14 protein-coding genes are annotated in these 19,225 nt (G+C 44.7%); 7 read left to right on the plus strand and 7 right to left on the minus strand.

Going from position 1 to position 19,225, the window contains the following annotated elements; translation table 11 throughout:
• Positions 1 to 244: 244 nt before the first annotated feature.
• Positions 245 to 2,659, minus strand: a complete 2,415-nt coding sequence (locus QUA38_RS05940; RefSeq protein WP_333160052.1) for a tetratricopeptide repeat protein — start codon at positions 2,657 to 2,659, stop codon at positions 245 to 247.
• Positions 2,616 to 4,814 (minus strand): tetratricopeptide repeat protein, encoded by a 2,199-nt coding sequence (locus QUA38_RS05945; protein ID WP_333160054.1) that lies wholly within the window; start codon positions 4,812 to 4,814, stop codon positions 2,616 to 2,618. The genes QUA38_RS05940 and QUA38_RS05945 overlap by 44 nt, the downstream gene beginning before the upstream one ends.
• Before the next feature lie 361 nt (positions 4,815 to 5,175).
• On the opposite strand from QUA38_RS05945, the gene QUA38_RS05950 reads away from it, so the two are divergent.
• Complete coding sequence (locus QUA38_RS05950; protein ID WP_333160056.1) at positions 5,176 to 5,343, plus strand: hypothetical protein; 168 nt, start codon at positions 5,176 to 5,178, stop codon at positions 5,341 to 5,343.
• A 170-nt stretch (positions 5,344 to 5,513) separates the two neighbouring features.
• The gene (gene mnmE / locus QUA38_RS05955; RefSeq protein WP_333160058.1) at positions 5,514 to 6,899 is read left to right on the plus strand and encodes a tRNA uridine-5-carboxymethylaminomethyl(34) synthesis GTPase MnmE; all 1,386 of its coding nucleotides are present in this window, start codon (positions 5,514 to 5,516) and stop codon (positions 6,897 to 6,899) included.
• A 251-nt stretch (positions 6,900 to 7,150) separates the two neighbouring features.
• On the opposite strand, the gene QUA38_RS05960 is transcribed toward mnmE, so the two are convergent.
• Positions 7,151 to 8,689: a SagB/ThcOx family dehydrogenase gene (locus QUA38_RS05960; protein WP_333160060.1), complete on the minus strand. Its 1,539-nt coding sequence runs from the start codon at positions 8,687 to 8,689 to the stop codon at positions 7,151 to 7,153.
• A 223-nt stretch (positions 8,690 to 8,912) separates the two neighbouring features.
• Here QUA38_RS05960 and QUA38_RS05965 point away from each other — a divergent pair, with 223 nt between their 5' ends.
• From QUA38_RS05965 to QUA38_RS05980, 4 genes are all read left to right on the plus strand, one after another.
• Positions 8,913 to 9,434 (plus strand): pentapeptide repeat-containing protein, encoded by a 522-nt coding sequence (locus QUA38_RS05965; RefSeq protein WP_333160062.1) that lies wholly within the window; start codon positions 8,913 to 8,915, stop codon positions 9,432 to 9,434.
• 165 nt (positions 9,435 to 9,599) lie between these two features.
• The gene (locus tag QUA38_RS05970) at positions 9,600 to 9,932 is read left to right on the plus strand and encodes a hypothetical protein (RefSeq protein ID WP_333160064.1); all 333 of its coding nucleotides are present in this window, start codon (positions 9,600 to 9,602) and stop codon (positions 9,930 to 9,932) included.
• Between the two features lie 33 nt (positions 9,933 to 9,965).
• Positions 9,966 to 12,044 (plus strand): dynamin family protein, encoded by a 2,079-nt coding sequence (locus QUA38_RS05975; protein ID WP_333160066.1) that lies wholly within the window; start codon positions 9,966 to 9,968, stop codon positions 12,042 to 12,044.
• A gap of 14 nt (positions 12,045 to 12,058) precedes the next feature.
• Positions 12,059 to 13,741, plus strand: a complete 1,683-nt coding sequence (locus QUA38_RS05980) for a dynamin family protein (protein ID WP_333160068.1) — start codon at positions 12,059 to 12,061, stop codon at positions 13,739 to 13,741.
• Here the strand turns inward: QUA38_RS05980 and QUA38_RS05985 are convergent.
• Both QUA38_RS05985 and gloA2 read right to left on the minus strand, forming a co-directional pair.
• Positions 13,708 to 15,000: an endonuclease/exonuclease/phosphatase family protein gene (locus tag QUA38_RS05985; protein WP_333160070.1), complete on the minus strand. Its 1,293-nt coding sequence runs from the start codon at positions 14,998 to 15,000 to the stop codon at positions 13,708 to 13,710. The two genes, QUA38_RS05980 and QUA38_RS05985, sit on opposite strands and share 34 nt — an antisense overlap.
• Before the next feature lie 43 nt (positions 15,001 to 15,043).
• Entirely contained in the window at positions 15,044 to 15,430 is a 387-nt protein-coding gene (gene gloA2 / locus QUA38_RS05990; RefSeq protein WP_333160072.1) for an SMU1112c/YaeR family gloxylase I-like metalloprotein, read from the minus strand.
• Between the two features lie 178 nt (positions 15,431 to 15,608).
• Between gloA2 and ilvC the strand changes: the two genes are divergently transcribed.
• A complete protein-coding gene (ilvC, locus tag QUA38_RS05995) occupies positions 15,609 to 16,658 on the plus strand; it encodes a ketol-acid reductoisomerase (protein ID WP_333040067.1) in 1,050 nt (349 codons plus the stop codon).
• 272 nt (positions 16,659 to 16,930) lie between these two features.
• Here ilvC and QUA38_RS06000 read toward each other — a convergent pair whose 3' ends face one another.
• Both QUA38_RS06000 and QUA38_RS06005 read right to left on the minus strand, forming a co-directional pair.
• The gene (locus QUA38_RS06000) at positions 16,931 to 17,155 is read right to left on the minus strand and encodes a hypothetical protein (protein WP_333160074.1); all 225 of its coding nucleotides are present in this window, start codon (positions 17,153 to 17,155) and stop codon (positions 16,931 to 16,933) included.
• A 332-nt stretch (positions 17,156 to 17,487) separates the two neighbouring features.
• Positions 17,488 to 19,146, minus strand: a complete 1,659-nt coding sequence (locus QUA38_RS06005) for an alpha/beta hydrolase (protein WP_333160076.1) — start codon at positions 19,144 to 19,146, stop codon at positions 17,488 to 17,490.
• Positions 19,147 to 19,225: the final 79 nt, after the last annotated feature.

Raw genomic sequence — 19,225 nt, forward strand, 5'->3', positions numbered from 1 at the left:
CGAGAGAATACGCTTTCATTAGGTTTGACTACAACAATGATATTTTGTTGTACCTCATTACAGCGGAATCCGCTGTAAAAGCTGGCATTAACAGCGCTCCGGGGCTGGTTTACCTGCATTTTCTGTTTGTATGAAAGATTAGCGTGACCCAGCCCCGGAGCAATCTGAGATTATAAAAATCTGCCACATAAGAAATATAACACCCAGAAATAATGACTAATGACCAATGACTAATAACTAATGACTACTTGAGCTTTTCAATCTCAAATTGTGCATCTTTGTAACCGCCGGTAAGTCCTTGATCTAAAAACATTTTGCCGGCTTTTTCTAAATCGCTAATTGCTCCTGCTTTGTCTCCCAATGAGCGACGAACCATCCCTCTACCGTAGTAAGCAGCAGCATAATTCGGACTGATCCGAATAGCTTGCACGTAATCGGCGATCGCACTATTGTAATTCTTTAACTCCTGATAAATCTTAGCCCGATTGGCATAAGCTTCAGCATTGTTGGGATTGAACCCGATTGCTGCTGTAAAATCTGCGATCGCCCCCTGCGCGTCACCCCCTGCGCTGCGAGCTAAAGCACGATTGTTATAAGCATTATAATCATTCCGATTCACTTTCAGCGCTTGAGTGCAATCGGCAATTGCTTTCGGATAATCCTTCAAATTTAAATAAGCAATGCAGCGATTGTTGTAAGGAACCCCATCCTCCTCGCTCAGCGAAATTGCCTGAGTGCAATCGTCAATTGCCGCTTGATGCGCTCCCAAATTCAACTGCGTGCTGCAACGATTAGCGTAAGCATCTCCACTCTTGGGATCGATCGCAATTACCTGCGAATAATCCGCCAAAGCTCCCTGATAATCTCCTAGGTGAAAGCGAGCTCTCCCCCGACTGTAAAAAGCATCAACATTCTTAGCATCAAGTTTAATTGCCTCAGTATAATCTCCTATCCCGCCCTGCAAATCGCCACTCCCAGCACGAGCCAACCCCCGCGAATGATAAGCTTTAACAAGGTTCGGCTGCAACCGAATTACTTCGGTAAAATCCTGAATAGCCATCTTGTAGTCTTGCAGTTCTAAATAAGTAACTCCTCTTTCATAATATGTATCAGCATCCTTGGGCTGGAGATTCAAAGCTTGAGTGTAATCCTCAATCGCCCCGCGCTTGTCGTTAAAATCGTGACGGGCTAGCCCGCGGTTAAAATAAGCAGGAACATATTTAGGATTGAGAGCGATAGCTTGAGAATAATCCGCAATAGCTTCTTGATATTTTTTTAAATCATAATTAGCATTACCCCGCCAATAAAAACTTTCAGCATTTTTAGGATTCAATTGAATTGACTTATTAAAAGCCTGCAAAGCTGCCGCCGCATCTTGATTGCGAGACTTTTCCACTCCCTCTTCGTAATATTCCTTAGCTTTAAGCGGATTCGGGCGGCTCCAATAACTCAACAAAAATATCAGAACTATCGCCGCCCCGACGCCAGCCAAAATCAGCAACCAAAAGCGACTTCCCAAACGTGAATAAAAACTATCAGAAGACACCAAGCTGGGAGCAATACTTTTCTTGTGAGCCGTATTGACAGGCTCTTGGCGGTGCCTCAACTTGCTGAGAGCTACCAAAACTTCCTCCGCAGATTGATAGCGCTTGGCAAATTGGTGACAGACCATTTTGTCAATTATATTGGCTAATCCCACAGAACATTGAGCTCGGTTTCGCCATACAATTTCCCCCGTATGAGAAGGACTCGGATCTTGCAATTTGGGCAAATCCGTACCGGGTAAACCAGTGATAGCTTGGACTGCCATCATCCCGACTGCATAGAGGTCGCTGCTAAATTGCGGGTTGCCTTGAAATTGTTCGATCGGCATATAAGCCGGAGTTCCCGTAGCAATGGTGCGCGGAAATTCTGTATCGTAGTCACTGACGTGACTCGCAACTTCTTTAACCGAACCGAAGTCAATTAAAACTAATTTGCCGTCTGGTTTGCGACGGATTAAGTTGGAGGGATTAACATCGCGGTGAATCACTCCCTGAGAGTGTACGAAGGCGAGAACTTGTAACACTTCTTGCAACAGATCCAGCACACGTTCTTCTCGCCAAGGTTGACCGGCTACAATTTCCCTATTTAGGGCGTGTCCGGGGACAAACTCTTCGACGAGATAGAACTGATTGGCTTCTTCAAAATAAGCTAGTAAAAATGGAATTTGATCGTGTTTTCCCAGCTTTTCTAATATTTCTGCTTCTTGTTTAAATAAGCGATAAGCTGTTTTGAGAACTGTGGAAGTGTTGCTGGGAGGGCGCAGTTGTTTGACGACACATTGAGGGTGGCCCGGTCGGCGAGTATCGACAGCTAAATAAGTTTGTCCAAAAGCTCCTGAACTGAGAATCTGCACTACGCGATAACGCCTGTCTAAAAGTTGACCAACCATGTTCATATCTATAAGTGAGAATTGGTAACGGGGAGGTGGTAATTTTGAATTGGTAACGGGGAGTTGGTAACGAGAAGTTGGTAATTGGGAATTGGTAATTTGGTCTTTTTGTTTCTTCCTTCTTCCTTCTTCCTTCTCCCTTTTTTCTTCTTTTTTTAACATCTGAATGGTGACTAATATTTTATTTAGGGTCGTTGATTTGTGCTTGTGCGTTTTGGAAACCATCGGCTCTTCCTTGTTCTAGGAAGAGGGTTGCAGCTTTCTGAAAATCCTCGATCGCCCCGGTACGGTCTTTGAGTAGGCGGCGGACGAGGCCTCGGCTGTAAAAAGCGCTAGCATTGTTGGGGTTGAGCCGCAGCGAGTGAGCGAAATCCTCAACCGCTAAAGGGTAATTTTTTAGTTCTGAGTAAATAGTACCGCGATTGCTGTAAGCTACTGCATCGCTTGGATTGAGCCGAATTGCTTGAGTAAAATCTTCTAAAGCTCCCTGCTTGTCTCCCGAAGCCGATCGAGCTAATCCTCGATTGCTGTAGGCTTTGGGATTGTTGCCGTTGAGTCCGATCGTCAAACTGCAATCTTCGCTGGCCTTTTGAAATTGTTTTAAATTCAGATAAGCAACGCAGCGGTTGTTGTAAGCTGCTTCATCTTTTGGATCGAGGCGAATTCCTTCGGTGCAATCTGCAATCGCTTTGTCATAGGTGGCCAAATTCAAGTAAGCGCTGCACCGATTGGTATAAGCATCAGCGAGATCTGGTTGCAATTCGATCGCCTTAGTATAATCTTCCATCGCTCCTTGATAATCTGCCAGATTAAACCGCGCTCGACCGCGACTGTAGTATACGCCAGCTTGTTTGGGGCTAATTTGAAGGGCTTGAGTAAAATCTGCCATTGCTCCTGTTTTGTCGCCAGCAGCCGATCGAGCTAACCCCCGATTGCTGTAAGCTGTAGCATCGTTGGGACTGAGGCGAATTGCTTGAGTGTAGTCTTCAATTGCCGTGCGGTAGTCGCCCAAATCGTAGTAGGCTAAACCCCGCTGAGAGTATGCCTCACCGTCGCTGGGATTGAGTCGCACTACTTGGGTGAAATCTTCCACTGCGCCCCGCTTGTCCCCGATGTCGAGGCGGGCCATACCTCGATTGTAGAGAGCTTTGGTGTGGCTAGGATTGACTTTAATTGCTTGCGTGTAATCCTGTATTGCTTGCTCGGTTGCGCCCATGTCGTAGCGAGCGTTTGCCAGCTTGTAGTAAGTTTCCGCATCGCTGGCATTCAGGGCGAGCGCTTGAGTATAATCGGCGATCGCGCCTGTTGTGTCACCTTGCTGCGCCTTGGTAACGCCGCGGGCTAACAATTCTTTTGCCCTCCCCGGAGTTTGACTCTGCCAAAAGGAAATTATGACAGCAGTCAAGATTAAAGCTGCCGCTGTTGCAGCCAATAGCAGCAGTTTGGTTTGGCTTTGTCTTCGCGGTTGACTCATAGCGTCCGTGATGATTGTGGCTGGCGGCGGCTCAACCTCCAATTTTACGGCGATTTGTTTGAGGTCGGCTAAAACTTCAGCGGCCTCCTGATAGCGTTCCTCGCAGTCAGGGCGCACCATTCGATCGATAATATCTGCTAGGGCTGCCGAACAAGTTGCCCGGTTTCGCCAGGGAATTTCGTTTTTGTTGCTTTTTAAGGCACTCAATTCGTTGGGTGAGAGTCCCGTCACGGCAAGCTGAGCGATCGAACCTAGAGCGTAGATATCGCTATTGTAACGGGGGTTGCCGCTCAATTGCTCGATCGGCACGTATAACTCCTGAGCCGCCAAATCCTGTTTTTTTGCCACAGGCCGTTTAACAGAGTTCGGGGAGGTTTGCGACAACAAATGACAGTTAGCAAGTTCCGGGTTAATTTCTTTGTCTAAGCTAAAGTCTACCAATACAAATTTGCCGTCTGACTCGCGCCGGATTGCTCTGTCTGGTTGAATTCTGCGGTGAATGAAACCTTTCTCGTGGATGAACACCAAAATTTCTAATATTTCTGATAGCAGACCAATTACTTGGTCTTCATCCCAAGGTTGACCGGGTATTATTTCTTGACTTAAAGGTAATCCAGCAATAAATTCTTCAATTAAGTATAAACTTTGATTTTCCTCAAAATACGCCAATAATTCCGGGATTTTGTCGTGTTTTCCCAATTTTTCAATTATTTCTGCGTTTCTTTGAAATAAAACTTTGACTAATTCTGGAGTTTGCGAACTTGTGCCGGGTAGCCGCATTTCTCTAACCGTGCATTGCGGATACCCGGGACGGTGAGTATCTGCTGCTAGATAAGTTTTTCCCACCTCACTTGAGTCTGTGACTTTAATGATGCGGTAACGTCTGTCTAGAAGTTGACCAATCATGCTTTGCCCTCTACCCTATCAATTTTCCATTATCGCATGAAATCAGGAGACATCACTTTGGTGTCAAACTTTTAGCTATTGATTCGGGTGTGCCAAGCAGCCGAAAAAATTGCCAGTAGTAGGACTACAGGTGCTGGAAATTTAAAGGCTATCGCCCGGACTTTGAGCCTTATCTGAATTTGAGCAGTCCTGGACGCAGTGTTAAAAGCCGGGATGCAGTATTTCCCTAAAAAAAAACAATTTCTGCGTCGAGGACTATAGCATTAAGATTAGTCCCAGTCTGCTGCTCGTATCCGTTGATTTTAGATGAAACCACTAAACTTATAGTATAATTTAGTAACCGAGCAACAGATGACTTAAAATGAACGTACAACTCGTTGACTCCCTAATTCAAGTTATCTTATCTCTCTCCGCAGACGAGCAATTAGCTATTACGGACAAATTACTAGAAAACATCCCGTACCCTTCGACTCAGGAACTTATGCAGCTCGATCAAAGTGGTTGCTGTTTTGACTTTTTGCATGACTAACCTGATATTTACACGATAGAAGATGGAGAACCTATTGCGTGAGACTAAAAAAAGTAAAAATTAGGCATTTGAATGCAATTAAATCATTTTGACTGAATTAAAAAAATCAAATTATTCCTATATAAATATTCTTCCTTGTTCCTTGTTCCTTCTACTTAGAGTCATTAAAAATGTCTGAATCATTAACAAAAGGAGGAACGATCGCAGCGATCGCAACTGCCATAGTTCCCCAACAAGGCAGCGTCGGCATTGTGCGAGTTTCCGGTTCCGCAGCCTTAAAAATTGCCGAAACTCTGTTTCGCGCCCCAGGACGGCAAATATGGGAGTCTCACCGCATTCTTTACGGCCACATCCGCCGCCCCAAAACTCAAGAATTAGTCGATGAAGCTTTGCTGCTAATCATGAAAGCACCGCGTTCTTTTACTCGCGAAGATGTGGTGGAATTTCACTGTCACGGCGGCATTATGGCTGTGCAGCAAGTCTTGCAGTTGTGTTTGGAAAATGGGGCGAGATTAGCGCAGTCAGGAGAGTTTTCGCTGCGAGCTTTTTTGAACGGGAGGCTCGATTTAACTCAAGCTGAAAGTATCTCAGATTTGGTGGGAGCAAAATCGCCCGCTGCTGCACAAAGTGCTTTGGCTGGTTTGCAAGGAAAATTAGCGCAGCCAATCCGCAAATTGAGAACAACTTGTTTGGACGTGCTGGCAGAAATTGAGGCAAGAATTGATTTTGAGGAAGATTTGCCACCTTTAGATGAAGCTAAAACTTCTTTAGAAATCAATCATGTTTTGGAGGAATTGTCAACAATTTTGGCAACGGCAGATCGTGGAGAATTGTTAAGAACCGGTTTGAAAGTAGCGATTGTCGGGCGACCGAATGTGGGAAAATCGAGTTTGTTGAATGCGTGGAGTAAGAGCGATCGCGCGATCGTCACGGATTTACCAGGTACGACGCGGGACGTGGTAGAATCGCAGCTAGTTGTCGGCGGCATTCCGGTGCAGGTGCTCGATACTGCGGGCATTCGAGAAACCGAAGACAAGGTAGAAAAAATTGGTGTTGAGCGATCGCGCGCCGCAGCAAAACAAGCCGACTTAGTGTTGTTGACAATTGATGCGGAATCTGGCTGGACAGAGGAAGATTGGGAAATTTACGAACAAGTAAAGCACCGCCAGCTCATTATAATTATTAACAAAATTGACCTAGTAACAACAATTCCTAAATTACCTTTTACCCCTGAAATTAACGGCATAGTTACCGCAGCCGCAGCCCTCGATCGAGGCATAGAAGAGTTAGAAACAGCAATCTTAGATGCCGTCAGCGCGGGAAATTTGCAAGCAGCAAACTCAGACTTAGCAATCAACCAGCGACAAGCAGCGGCGTTAACCAGAGCTAAAATTTCTCTGGAACAGTGCACAGATACTATAAGCAACAAATTGCCTTTAGATTTCTGGACAATAGATTTGCGCGGGGCAATTCAAGCATTGGGGGAAGTTACGGGCGAAGAAGTGACAGAATCCGTGCTCGACAGAATATTTAGCAGGTTTTGTATTGGTAAATAGTCATAGAAAAAGAGTAAATTAAATAGGTAAGCTGTCTGGCATTTAAGTTGTATTTTTAGGGCGGGCGTCCCGCCCACCCCACAAAAATTTCACTTTTTATGGAACACCGAATTTCACTCTTTTTGGAACAGACCTCTTGCCCGTTCTTGAGAATGGTGTAAGATGTTAATTTCATCAAACTTGATTGTAAAATTTAGATGCGCCTGGGCTTAGTGAAGCAATACTACTGACAAATAACAACTAACTTATTGTCACGATCGAGGTCTTCCAAGACTTGTAATATAAAGCACAGCTTCACCCGCCGGAATACCTAGAACGTCATTGACCCGATCGTCAAAAAAGCCCGCGATACCGCTGACACCCAAACGCAGTTGCATAGCTGCTAAATTCAACCGCTGGCCCAAATGACCCGCGTCCATGTGCAAATAGCGGTAAACTCGATCGCCATATTTTGCTACAGCCCGGTTCAAATCGGCCGTGTGAAATAACAGCGCCCCCGCATCTCTGCCCAAGTCTTGCCCCAAGCACAAAAAATGCAACTCCCTGCGGAAATTTTTAAACCGAATTTGCCGCAATTCTTGAGCTTTTGGAGCGTAATAGTAACAGCCTTCTTCTAACCCATTCACTCCCGAAACAGCAATAAAAGTCTCGATCAAACTTATATCGAAATAGTCTGGATAACCGTCTAATCCTTGGTCGATATAGTGCTGGGGCTGGTAAGTAAAATCGAGCATAGCTAGCAGTTCGCCCAAGCTCAAAGAAGCACCTGTATAAGCACGGGTCGAACGCCTTTTGAGCATAGTGTTTTCTAAACTTTCCAGGTTCACTCCCCAAGGAATGGAAGGAGTGACTGTCGAAACTTTAGTACAAAATGGAAAGTTATATTTATCCTCTAATTCCCCTTCACTTTCCTCAATTTTCCAGCCGTCAGATCCGGTAGGATCTGCTTCTAAATGCGTGGCTTTGTGGAGGTATTTTAACAGTTGACCGTCGGAAATTTTAGGGTAATCTGTGGTGGTGTTTCCGGGCAAAGCTGTTTTAAATTTAGGCAAGTTTTGGTCAATATCTAGCAAGTCGGCTAAAGCAACTACACAAATAGCTCCTTCTTGCTCCGAGTCGATGTACAGTAATTCATTGACAGCTTCGTCGGCGAATCCTCCAATCAGGTGAGGTCGGTAATCGTTGACGGCGCAAGCTAACTCGATATTACTCAATAAATGACCGGTGTCTAGAAAAATTCGCCTATAAGCTCGGTCTTCGTAACGCCAAGAAGAACGGAAAAAAACAGTGGTAATGGCGATCGCCAATTGGGTATTTTCTAGCGCTGGCGGCTGGAAACAAGCGGCTTGCAATGATGGCCAAACTTGACTGTCCCAAAAATGAACAAGTGAATGAGTTCTGCACTGATAGTTGTACAGTCCGGCCGGCAACTGGGCAGTACCACGGGAGATTAAATAAACCTCTGCTGGGTAGAGTCCACCCGCCGACGGTGCAGATCGCAAATACAGGTAGCTATCGTCTACCGTCTGCACTTTCGCCGTCAACCCGTAGCTGCACAGCAACAAGCTAGATAACCGATGCCACCAAGCGGCATCGGGATCGGCATCGGCATCCTCCGAGGGGGCTTTTAGATAAGGCTTGAGGTCAAAATACGCTCCAATTTTATATTCTTTGAAAGGCACAGGTTGCTCTGTCCAATCTAGCTGTTTACTTTTAGCAGCAATGGTTTCAGGGTCGTATTTTGTCCGTTCGTGGTAGTGCTGAGCAATGGAGAGAGGAAGTTCTGGCATATTTCAGTAGAGGATTCGCTTTGGTTTCTCGATCTTGACATTACTAACCGCTTACTGGTTGAGCAAGGCAGAAATTTACAAATATAAAAAAAATCTTAGAAAAAATGCGACTGTTGTTACACAAGCTTAACATAAGAAGAGACATAAGTATAAATACGCAGAATAATAACCATTAATTACTGTTATGGATTGGCTGCAGTAGCTGTCGTCATGAGGAATGAAAATGCAAAAGCTAAGCGCTGAGGAATTGCTTGCTCAGTATGCTGAGGGCCAGCGAAACTTTAACGCCGTTGACTTAAGTGAACATAACTTGTTTCAAGCAGATTTAACAGAAATAAATCTTTCTGGTAGCATTCTGAGGCGAGCTTATTTGCCCTACGGAAATTTGACTCAAGCCAATCTTTATAAAACTGATTTGCAAGATGCTGAATTGGGCGACATTCAACTTTATCAAGCTAACTTGTCGGAAGCAACTTTATCAAGAGCTAACTTATCAAGAGCAAATTTGCGTCACGCCAATTTGCAAGGTGCTAATTTGCAGAAAGCCAATTTGCAAGGTGCGGATTTGTACAATGCAGATTTGACAAATGCCGATTTGAGATATGCGGATTTGAGCCGAGCTAATTTGGAAAAAGCAAAGTTAAGCAAAGCTCAATTAGCGGGCTGCAACTTATTTCGATCGCGCTTGGTTGATTTATCAGAAGCCGAGTGCGATCGCACTACTATCGGACCCGAAGGCTATTGATGATTTGCAGCGGCTAGTCTAGGGCGTAGGGGGATCGCCCTTTTTAAAATTTCTTAACATTTCTCGACACGCGGGAAAATGTGAGTTACAGTCGTAGAGAACTTATCGCTCCGCAACATAGACAATAAATAACACATTTTTCCAGCGAAAAAAAGGCTAAAATTTATGAATTCTCCTGACGAAAAATCCAGAGAACTCCGGCACAAAGAACAAGAACTGCGGAAGCGAGAACAAGAACTTCGACTCCGCGAACTAGAAGCCGAAATCGACCGCTCAGTGCCCGAACATCTAACAAGCAAGTACCAAGAACCCGACAGCCAAGCTAAGGGCAAACTCAAACAGTGGCGCAGAAAAATTATAGCAGCAGCTCAATTTACAGGCATTGTCATTGCTGTTGTTGTTGCAGTTCGCATAGCATCTTGGCTGGCAGCCGCCCTGATAGTGGGAGGCATTGCTTTGATAGCTTACAAAATGTTTATTGAAGAAGACAGAAGTTGAAAATCCCAAGCCGGGAAATATTAGGAAATACCCATGAACATTAAAGTAGAAACTAGCAATTTTCTCAACGATTTAGAGCGCGTAGCCGCCGTACGCCGAGAAATTGCCGCTCGCCTCAGCAACATCGCGACAGCCATCAACCTATCAGAATTAGCCGCAGGAGAAGCATCGGGAAAACTCGGTTTAGAAACAGACAACGCTGACATCAATGTCGCCAGTAAAAACTTGCGCCAAGGAGTTTTTCGGCTGCTAGTGCTAGGCGACATGAAACGCGGAAAAAGCACTTTTCTAAATGCGTTAATCGGCGAAAACTTACTGCCTAGCGACGTAAATCCCTGTACAGCTTTACTGACGATTTTGCGCTACGGTTCAGAAAAAAAAGTTACCGTTTATTTCAATGACGGCAAAAGCCCCAAACAGCTAGATTTTAAAAGTTTTAAACAGAACTACACAATTGGCCCCGCTGAGGCAAAACGCTTAGAAGAAGAAAAGAAACCAGCATTTCCAGATATCGACTGCGCCGTAGTAGAATATCCCTTACCTTTGCTGGCAAAAGGCATAGAAATAGTAGACAGTCCCGGACTAAACGATACAGAAGCCCGCAACGAATTATCTCTCGGTTATATCAACAACTGCCACGCTATTTTGTTTGTACTCAGGGCAACTCAGCCTTGCACAATGGGTGAAAGACGCTATCTAGAAAATTACATCAAAAATCGCGGATTGAGCATTTTCTTTCTGATTAATGCTTGGGACCAAGTACGAGAAAGTTTGATTGACCCGGATGATCCTGAAGAATTGGCAGAAGCCGAAGAGAAACTGCGACGGGTTTTTCAAGCTAATTTGGCTGAATATTGTTTAACAGAAGGGCACGATATTTACGACGAGCGAGTGTTTGCAATTTGCTCAATTAAGGCACTCAGGTTGCGGATGAAAAACCCGGATGCGGATTTGGCAGGAACTGGTTTTCCCGAGTTTATGGCCGCATTGAATACGTTTTTAACCCAGGAAAGGGCGATTTCAGAATTACGTCCGGCGAGGACTTTGGCGCGTCAAATTTCTGCTCGCGTCCGCGAAGCTGTTGGGCGCAGATTACCATTACTCAATCGCGATGTCAATGAGTTGAAGGAAAAGATTAATTCAGTTGAGCCGGAGTTTAAAAAGCTGACTCACATTCGCGATGAATTTCAACAAGAAATTATCGAAGTTAGAGATACTAAATCGCGGGCGATCGCAGATTCTTTCCGCACCTACGTTCTCAGCTTAGAAAATACCTTTGAAACAGATTTTTTGCGGTATCAACCGGATCTGAAATTTCTGGATTTCTTCAGCCAAGGCAAGCGAGAAGCCTTTGAAGCATCGCTAAAACGAGCATTAGAGCAGTACATCAACGACAAATTAGCAGCTTGGACTCTCACAGCAGAACAAGAGATGAATTCCGCATTTTCCCAGCTATCGAAAAGTGCGGCAAATTACGGAGCATCTTACACGAAAGTGACGGAAAAAATCACAGAAAAACTGACTGGGCAAAAAATACCAGCAGCCGTCAGCAACTCAAACGAAGATAACTCGCCCGCTTGGGCAAAATGGGCGATGGGATTGTTCTCCTTAACGACCGGAAATCTGGCGGGCGTAGCAATGGCAGGAGCGGGTTTTGATTGGAAAAATATCCTGCTTAATTTAATCACTGTGCTAAGCGTTAGTACAATTCTTGCTAGTTTGACTGGGATTGTTTTGGGACCGCTGTACTTGGCTTTATTGGGGATGGGTGTTGGGTTTTTGCAAGCAGACGGAACTCGCAAAGAGTTGGTGAAAGCCGCGAAAAAAGAGCTGGTGAAATATCTGCCGCAGGTGGCTCAAGAGCAGTGGCAGCCGATTCACGATGCTGTGAAAGAGTGCTTTGATGTTTACGGGCGAGAAGTGGGCGATCGCATGAATGCGGATATTAATTCTCGGAAAGCAGAGTTAGATAATTTGCTGGAACAAAAGGAATCTCGCGAGATTAATTGTCACGCTGAATCTGAGCGGTTGAAAAAATTGAAGGCTGATGTTTCTGCAGAGTCGCAGAGTATTGAATCGTTATATCAAGCTTTCCTAGCATCCGCTAAATGAAATAAAACAGCAATATGCAACAAACCGAAATTTATCAAAACCTGACCGACAATCTCAAATCAGCACTCGGTATTCTCGAACTTGACAAAAACTCCCAACTGTATCGAGATACCACCTCAATCTGCGACTATCTCGCCAAACCAACTTTTCAAATTGCTGTCTTTGGCCCGTTTAATTACGGCAAGTCAACTTTGCTCAATGCTTTGCTAAGAAATCGTGCTTTGCCGATCGACCTAGTACCCACTACAGGTGCTGCTATTTATGTCAACTACGGCGAGGAATTGCGCGCAAAAATTACCCTGAAAGACGGCACGGAAGTTAGCGAACCGGGGACTGATGTTTTGAAACGCTACGCCATCCTTGATGACGCGAGACAAATGCGGGGTGATGTGGCGGCTGTTAATGTTTACTGTCCTCACCCTTTCCTGAAAACGGGTGTGGAATTGCTGGATTTGCCGGGAACCAACGATCGGGAAGAACAGGATAATTTGGTTCGGGATAAATTGCTAACGGCTGATTTGGTTGTGCAGGTTTTAGATGCTCGCAAATTGATGACTTTAGGCGAACGAGAGAACTTGAGAGATTGGTTGAGCGATCGCAACATCAACACTGTCCTCTTTGTTGCCAATTTTCTCAATCTACTCGAACCAGACGACCAAAAACAAGTTTACAATCGCTTGTTGTTTGTTGCCGAAAGTTTTCGCTCGAACTTGCCGAACAATATCAGCAATATCTACCGCGTCGATGCTTTGCCGGCTTTGAGGGCGAGGCTGAAAGGAGATGTGGCGGCTGCCCAAACTACAGGAATTGCCACGTTTGAATCGGCTTTGCAAAGTATTGTGGCAGCTCAACAGGAACAACTAGCAGTTAAGTTGCCCAGAATTGAAGCTATAGCTACTAAAATTTGCCAATCTCTCCGAGCCAAAGCTGAAACTGTCACTGCAGAAATAGCAGCAGCTCAAAAAAAGCACAAAGACAAAATTGAAATTAAACAAAAAGCCGAAAAATTGATATCAAAAGGCTTTCAAGCCAGCGTTTCCGACTTCGAGATTTGGCTTTACCAGCCCACACTTTTGCAGCGGTATCAATCGGAAATGGCGCTGTCGCTTCAGGAAGGAAGTTTTGATGCGTGGAAGCTAAAATTTCAGCGAGAGGTCTTACATCAGCAGCAAACAATCGCAGAATGGGTAAATAAAGCTTGCGAATTCTTTGATAAAGAACAGCCGATCGCACTTTTGATTTCGTTTCCTCCAGCCCCGCAAGTCAGTTTACCGGAACCGCCACCACCTCCAGCTCAAAAGTCGATCGACAGCGAAGTGGCTCCAGTGGCGATCGCCACCGGCTTAGGTTGGCTGCTGGGCGGGCCTGTGGGAGCCGCAGTAGTCGGCGGTGCTAGCTATATTTTGAATAAAAGAACAGGGTATGAAAAGCCACCTGAATCGTCAGAAGCTTATCTAAATCAAGTAAATGAAATTTGCAGTGAGGCTGCTAAAAACTATCTCGCTCGCTTTAGCACCGATACTTTTTCCATGCTGCAACACTACAAGGAAATCGCCGGAAAAGTTATCTGTTTTCAAGACAGCAAAGAGCCGCTACAGACAAATATTCAGCAATACCAGATACAGTTAATCAATAATTTGTTAGAAAATATCGAATCCTGCCTTCAAATAACCAAATCTGTAATTAATGGCAAATGATCCGAACCGACCTTGCGGCCAGTACGAATCTTCAACACACCAATTTCTTTGCTGACTAAAAAGTGATCGATCGGAATATAAGCTAGCGGCATAAAAGTCGGCCAAGTCGGTAAAATACCAAACCCCGATCGCGCATTTCGCAAATTTCCGGTTTTTACCATATTTTTGTAGAAGGGCGACCACATTGTGGTATTGAAGTCCCCAACCACAATCAGCGGATTTTTGACTTGGGCGGCATACTCGCCGATGGCTGCTAGCTGTTTATTGCGATTGATAAAACTCTCCTGTTTGACTGGCACAGTCGGATGAGCAAGAATCAGAGAAATGATTTTACCTTGAAATTTAACATCCGCCGACAAGCTCTTTCTTCGATTTGAAAAGGCTTTAACAGAGGAATTTTCTAAAGGCAGCTTGCTGTATATTGCACTGCCAAATCTCTCAGATTCTTGCTGGGTAGAAGAGTAAGGAAAAATCTCGCTTAAAACCGATAATTCTTTTGCCCAAGTTGAGTTGACTTCTACAAAAACCGCGATATCAGGTTGTTCTGCTTTAACCAGCGAGATCACCTCAGAATATCGCCGATTACTCCTTAAAACATTGGAATGCAAAATCCGCAAGTTATGTCCGGGAGTTACTCCGGCAACTGCTGGCACTGGAAAATACCAAGGAACTATTTCCGCTAAATTAATAATAATGCAAAATGCGCTCACCAGCAACCATATTTTTTTTGAGCGCACAAGAGTGAAGAATATAAAAGTAGAGAAGCCCACCAGCAGATATTGTAGTTTAAAATGAGAACTCAATTCAAAAAAAATGTTTAATTCTCCCAGATAACCGACTATTGACAGTATGATATTTACAGTTGCTGCGATAATAAACCATTTTAAAATTACGTACTTCAAACTAAGGTTTTTGTTGGGGATGCTGTGCATCACCGCCCATTTGAGCTTGATTTTAAGGTCGTCAGTAATCGGCAATTTATCAATTTCTCTTACCAGTCGTTCTTCCTGTTCCAACACTCGCCGCTTTTGATAAAATCTCACCAGCAAGCTATCTACCACAAAATAACTAAAATAATTGGCAACAAATCCTACAAATACCAACACACCTAAACCGATCAGCATACCAAAGGAACCGCCGACTTTGACTAAACCCGACCAAACGGCTGCGTCACCTGTTTTCCCTGTAGCTAATATGGCTATAAATAGCATTAAAGCCGGCAATCCGATCGTGATTGTGTTTCTGATGAGAGAGTCCATTGTTTATCTTCTGTGCTAAGCTTTTTCAAATGGGGATATGGGTCTAAATCTCATAAATTTCTAACGGTAAGTTGTCGGGATCTCTGAAAAATGTAAATCGTTTTTCGGTGATCTCGTCAAGGCGAATTTCTTCTACTTCTACTTGTTGGGATTTTAAATAAGCAACTGATGCTTCTATCTCCTCAACTGCAAAAGCTAAATGTCTCAAACCGCAGGCTTCAGGATTGTTAACTCTTTCAGGAGGATGCGGAAATGAAAAAAGCTCAATGATGTCGCCGTTTCCGACTCGCAAATCTAATTTGTAAGAATTCCTCTCGGTTCGGAAAGTTTCTTTGATAATTGAACATCCCAATACTTCTACATAAAATTTCTTCGATGCTTCGTAATCCGAGCAAATAATCGCCACATGATGTATTGCTTTTATTTTCATATTAAAAAAGTTAGTTAGTGGCGTTTTTGCAAATGCACAGCACGCTATTGACAATTATATTTGACGATCGCAGACTCGGCGCAAAACCCTGCTAAATTCAGGGCGATCGGTCTTTATTTTCCCCCGCACAAATCTTAATCGAAAAATTTCTGTAAAAAAAGTACCCTACTTTGATAAAATGAGAGTTTTGCAGTCAATCACTCAATTTGCATCTCAGGAAACAAGCACTATGGCCCGTATGTATTACGACACCGACGCGAACCTAGACCTCTTAGCCAACAAAACGATTGCTATCATCGGCTACGGTTCCCAAGGACACGCCCACGCCCTTAACCTCAAAGACAGCGGCATGAATGTCGTTGTTGGTTTGTATCCCGGTAGCAAATCGGCAGCCAAAGCAACCGACGCGGGTTTAACAGTTCACCCGGTAGACAAAGCAGCCGCCGCCGCTGACTTCATCATGATTTTATTGCCCGATGAAGTTCAAAAAACTATTTACAAAGAACAAATCGAACCGAACCTTTCTGAAGGAAATGTTTTAGCATTTGCTCACGGTTTTAACATTCACTTCGGCCAGGTTGTTCCCCCTGCCAATGTAGACGTAGTAATGGTTGCCCCCAAAGGCCCCGGACACTTGGTGCGGCGGACTTACGAACAAGGGGAAGGCGTTCCGAGTTTGTTTGCAGTATATCAAGATGCTTCCGGTCAAGCGCGCGATCGGGCAATGGCTTATGCTAAAGGTATCGGCGGCACCAGAGCCGGCATCCTTGAAACCACTTTCCGCGAAGAAACAGAAACGGATCTTTTTGGCGAACAAGTAGTTTTGTGCGGCGGTTTGAGCGCATTAATTAAAGCTGGATTTGAAACTTTAGTTGACGCCGGATACCAACCGGAATTAGCTTATTTTGAATGTTTGCACGAAGTTAAACTTATCGTTGACTTAGTAGTAGAAGGAGGCCTCGCCAAAATGCGCGATAGCATCTCCAATACCGCAGAATACGGCGATTTAACTCGCGGCCCCCGCATCGTTACGGATCAAACCCGCGCCGAAATGCGGAAAATTCTCAGCGAAATTCAATCAGGCCAATTTGCCCGCGAATTCGTTCTGGAAAACCAAGCCGGCAAACCGGGCTTTACCTCCATGCGCCGTCAGGAAGCAGAACATCCTATTGAAGAAGTTGGTAAAGATTTGCGAGCTATGTTTAGCTGGTTGAAAAAGCACGCCTAATCAATTTTAGATTTTAGATTTTAGATTTTAGATGGGAAGACCAATCTAAAACAGTCCTGGAGGCATAACCTCTATTTGTAGGGTGTGCAATGCACACCTTACTGCTTTGAGGAAAATCTAAAATCTCAAGTTTAATCGATTTGAGATTGGAGGAAAAATCTAAAATCTACAATCTCAAATCTTCATGTTTGGTTGTGCTTCGCTTAACAAAAGCTACAAGAAAATGGCTGAGTATTATTAGAGGAACCGGGTTTCTCGCTGGTAGCTCAAAACTATCGACTGGGACTAGGACTTTTTTGCAATTTATCAATATCCTGTTGCCTTTTCTCGTTGAAATCTCTCGGCCTCAACCAATCTGGCCACAACCCCACGAAGAACTTTCGACTTGCTACGCTACTATCTCTTACAGGTTTGGGGAGAAAAGTTAAGGTGTCGCCGTAAAGGGTAAACAGGGCTGCAAACAGCAGCAACAGCGGGATAAGATTTTTTTTAGGCATGGCAGTTTGGGAGTAGAGTTTGTGAAAGCGCTTTGTTATATTTTGCCCTTGCACGGACAAAATATATCAGAGACAGCTTAAGAAGAAAAATACACCCTTCGGGGCTACGCGGTCGCGCAGAGAAAAGGAAAGACTGCTGCTCACAATATGAGGTCCTCTCAAACGACCACTACAAACACTTTTATTATAGGTGTTGGACCGGACATCAAATTATTAGCTAATGACTAATAGCCGTAAGGTGCGCACTGCGCACCCTACATAATTATTTTCGATGTCGAGACCTGTAGCAGATACTAAGGTTTTTGGGCGCTTACCTACTTAATTATTAATGACTACTTATTTCCTTGAATAAAAGTTTGCACTACTGCATTAATTTCAGGGGAAATTTCTGTTACCAGCCGCACCGGAATTTCATTTGTAGAGGCAAATTGTGCGTATTCTGGCGTTAGAAAAACTGCATATTTGTCAGCTTCTGGAGTTAGTTGAGCGGCGGTCGCTAAACTTACAGCTTTTATATAATTGCGTATGCTAGCAGCTTTGTCGCCAACAAGTTCATCCCCGGTAATTACTGTGCTAGGTCTGCGAACTTGGTTTAAAGTTGTACTGGGATCTTTGACGCTTAAGTGGGTTCCTCCTACAAAACCGACTAGCCATTTTGGAGATGGAATCTTTGGGAAGCCGGCAATTTGTTCTGCTAAGGCGGGAGTGGTTTTGTCCGCAGAAGATGCTACTATTAATGTGGGAATTTCAATTGAACTCAAACCCGTTTCTCCAAATAGTAATGAGGTTATGGGATTCATGGCGATCGCCCTTTTAATCCTCCCATCCCGCAATTGATACCGTTCTTCGGGCAATCCGGCCGCCGCGCACTGAATGCCTTCGCCTAAGCTGAACCCAATCAAATCTCCCTGACACCGCTGTTTGAGTGCGCTCAGTTGCAGTTCGGCACCGACCAAGGACAAGGCTGTGGCACCGCCGAAAGAATAGCCAATTATTACCGATGGGTCGATCGCGATTTTCCCCTGCAAATTATCATCAGTTTGGTTCAATTTTGTCAGTTCGTCGAGTACAAAACTGATGTCTTTGGGACGGTCTAAAAACTCTTGAGGAGCTAGCAAGGGACACTTTCCCGCCATCGCAGCATTGGTATTCGTCTCGTTGCTGCCCGGATGTTCTAAAGCTGCTACTACATAGCCGTGAGACGCCAAATGTTCGGCTAAGTAGCGCAAATCCGTGCGGACGGAACCCAACCCGTGAGAAAAGACGATCGTCGGTTTGTCGGCTGTCGCAGCTTTCGACCAATACACATCGACTTGAATACGCCGATTGCGGGCGCTATCGTTTAAATCTAGCGCCTCTACCTGCACGAAATTAGAGCCTGGCTGGGTTGGATCGAAAGGCAGGTTAAACACGGGTTTAACCGGTGCTAACTGAGGTGCGATCGCCGCCATAAAGCGCTGAGTTTGCCAAAAACTTGCGTTCATATTTCCCAAAACTGCGAAAGCTCGATCGAGATCCACCACGACCCGCGAACTCGGATAAGATTCAATAAAACTCAATACCGATAAGCCTTCCGGCGCATTTGCTCCCTGCAGCAGAGCCGCTCGCAGCGCTTCCACACCCCCACCGTCGCGCCTGGGTATCACTGTAGTCAAATCCGTCAGGATGGCAGTGCCGATGCCCGTATTTAGCAAGTTGCTCAGGCCGACTACATTTAAGGGAATTTTCGCTTGCAGCGCCCGAAAAATTTTACTCCGCTGTTCGGAGGACAGGAGATTGGCATAGGCTTGCAGTTTTGCCGGGACATTTCCTGTTTCTGCGAGTTCGCGCAAATCTGCCACCGATATTGAAGATTCTAAAATACCTTTGCGGACAACAACCGTTTCTGCAGCTTTTACAGGAGATGTCATGTCGCTGAAAGGATTAATCGAAATCGAACCCAAAACACTCGCCACCGAAGAAAACCATCTGAAATTTGGTCTGATGCTCATTTTTACCTTATTGAACTAGAGGGGGTAGATCACCATATTCTCAAAATTCTCCCAGATACCGAGAAATTGTCCTAGATGC

It is taken from the genome of Microcoleus sp. Pol12B4 (genome assembly GCF_036701385.1).
Classification (GTDB): Bacteria; Cyanobacteriota; Cyanobacteriia; order Cyanobacteriales; family Microcoleaceae; genus Microcoleus.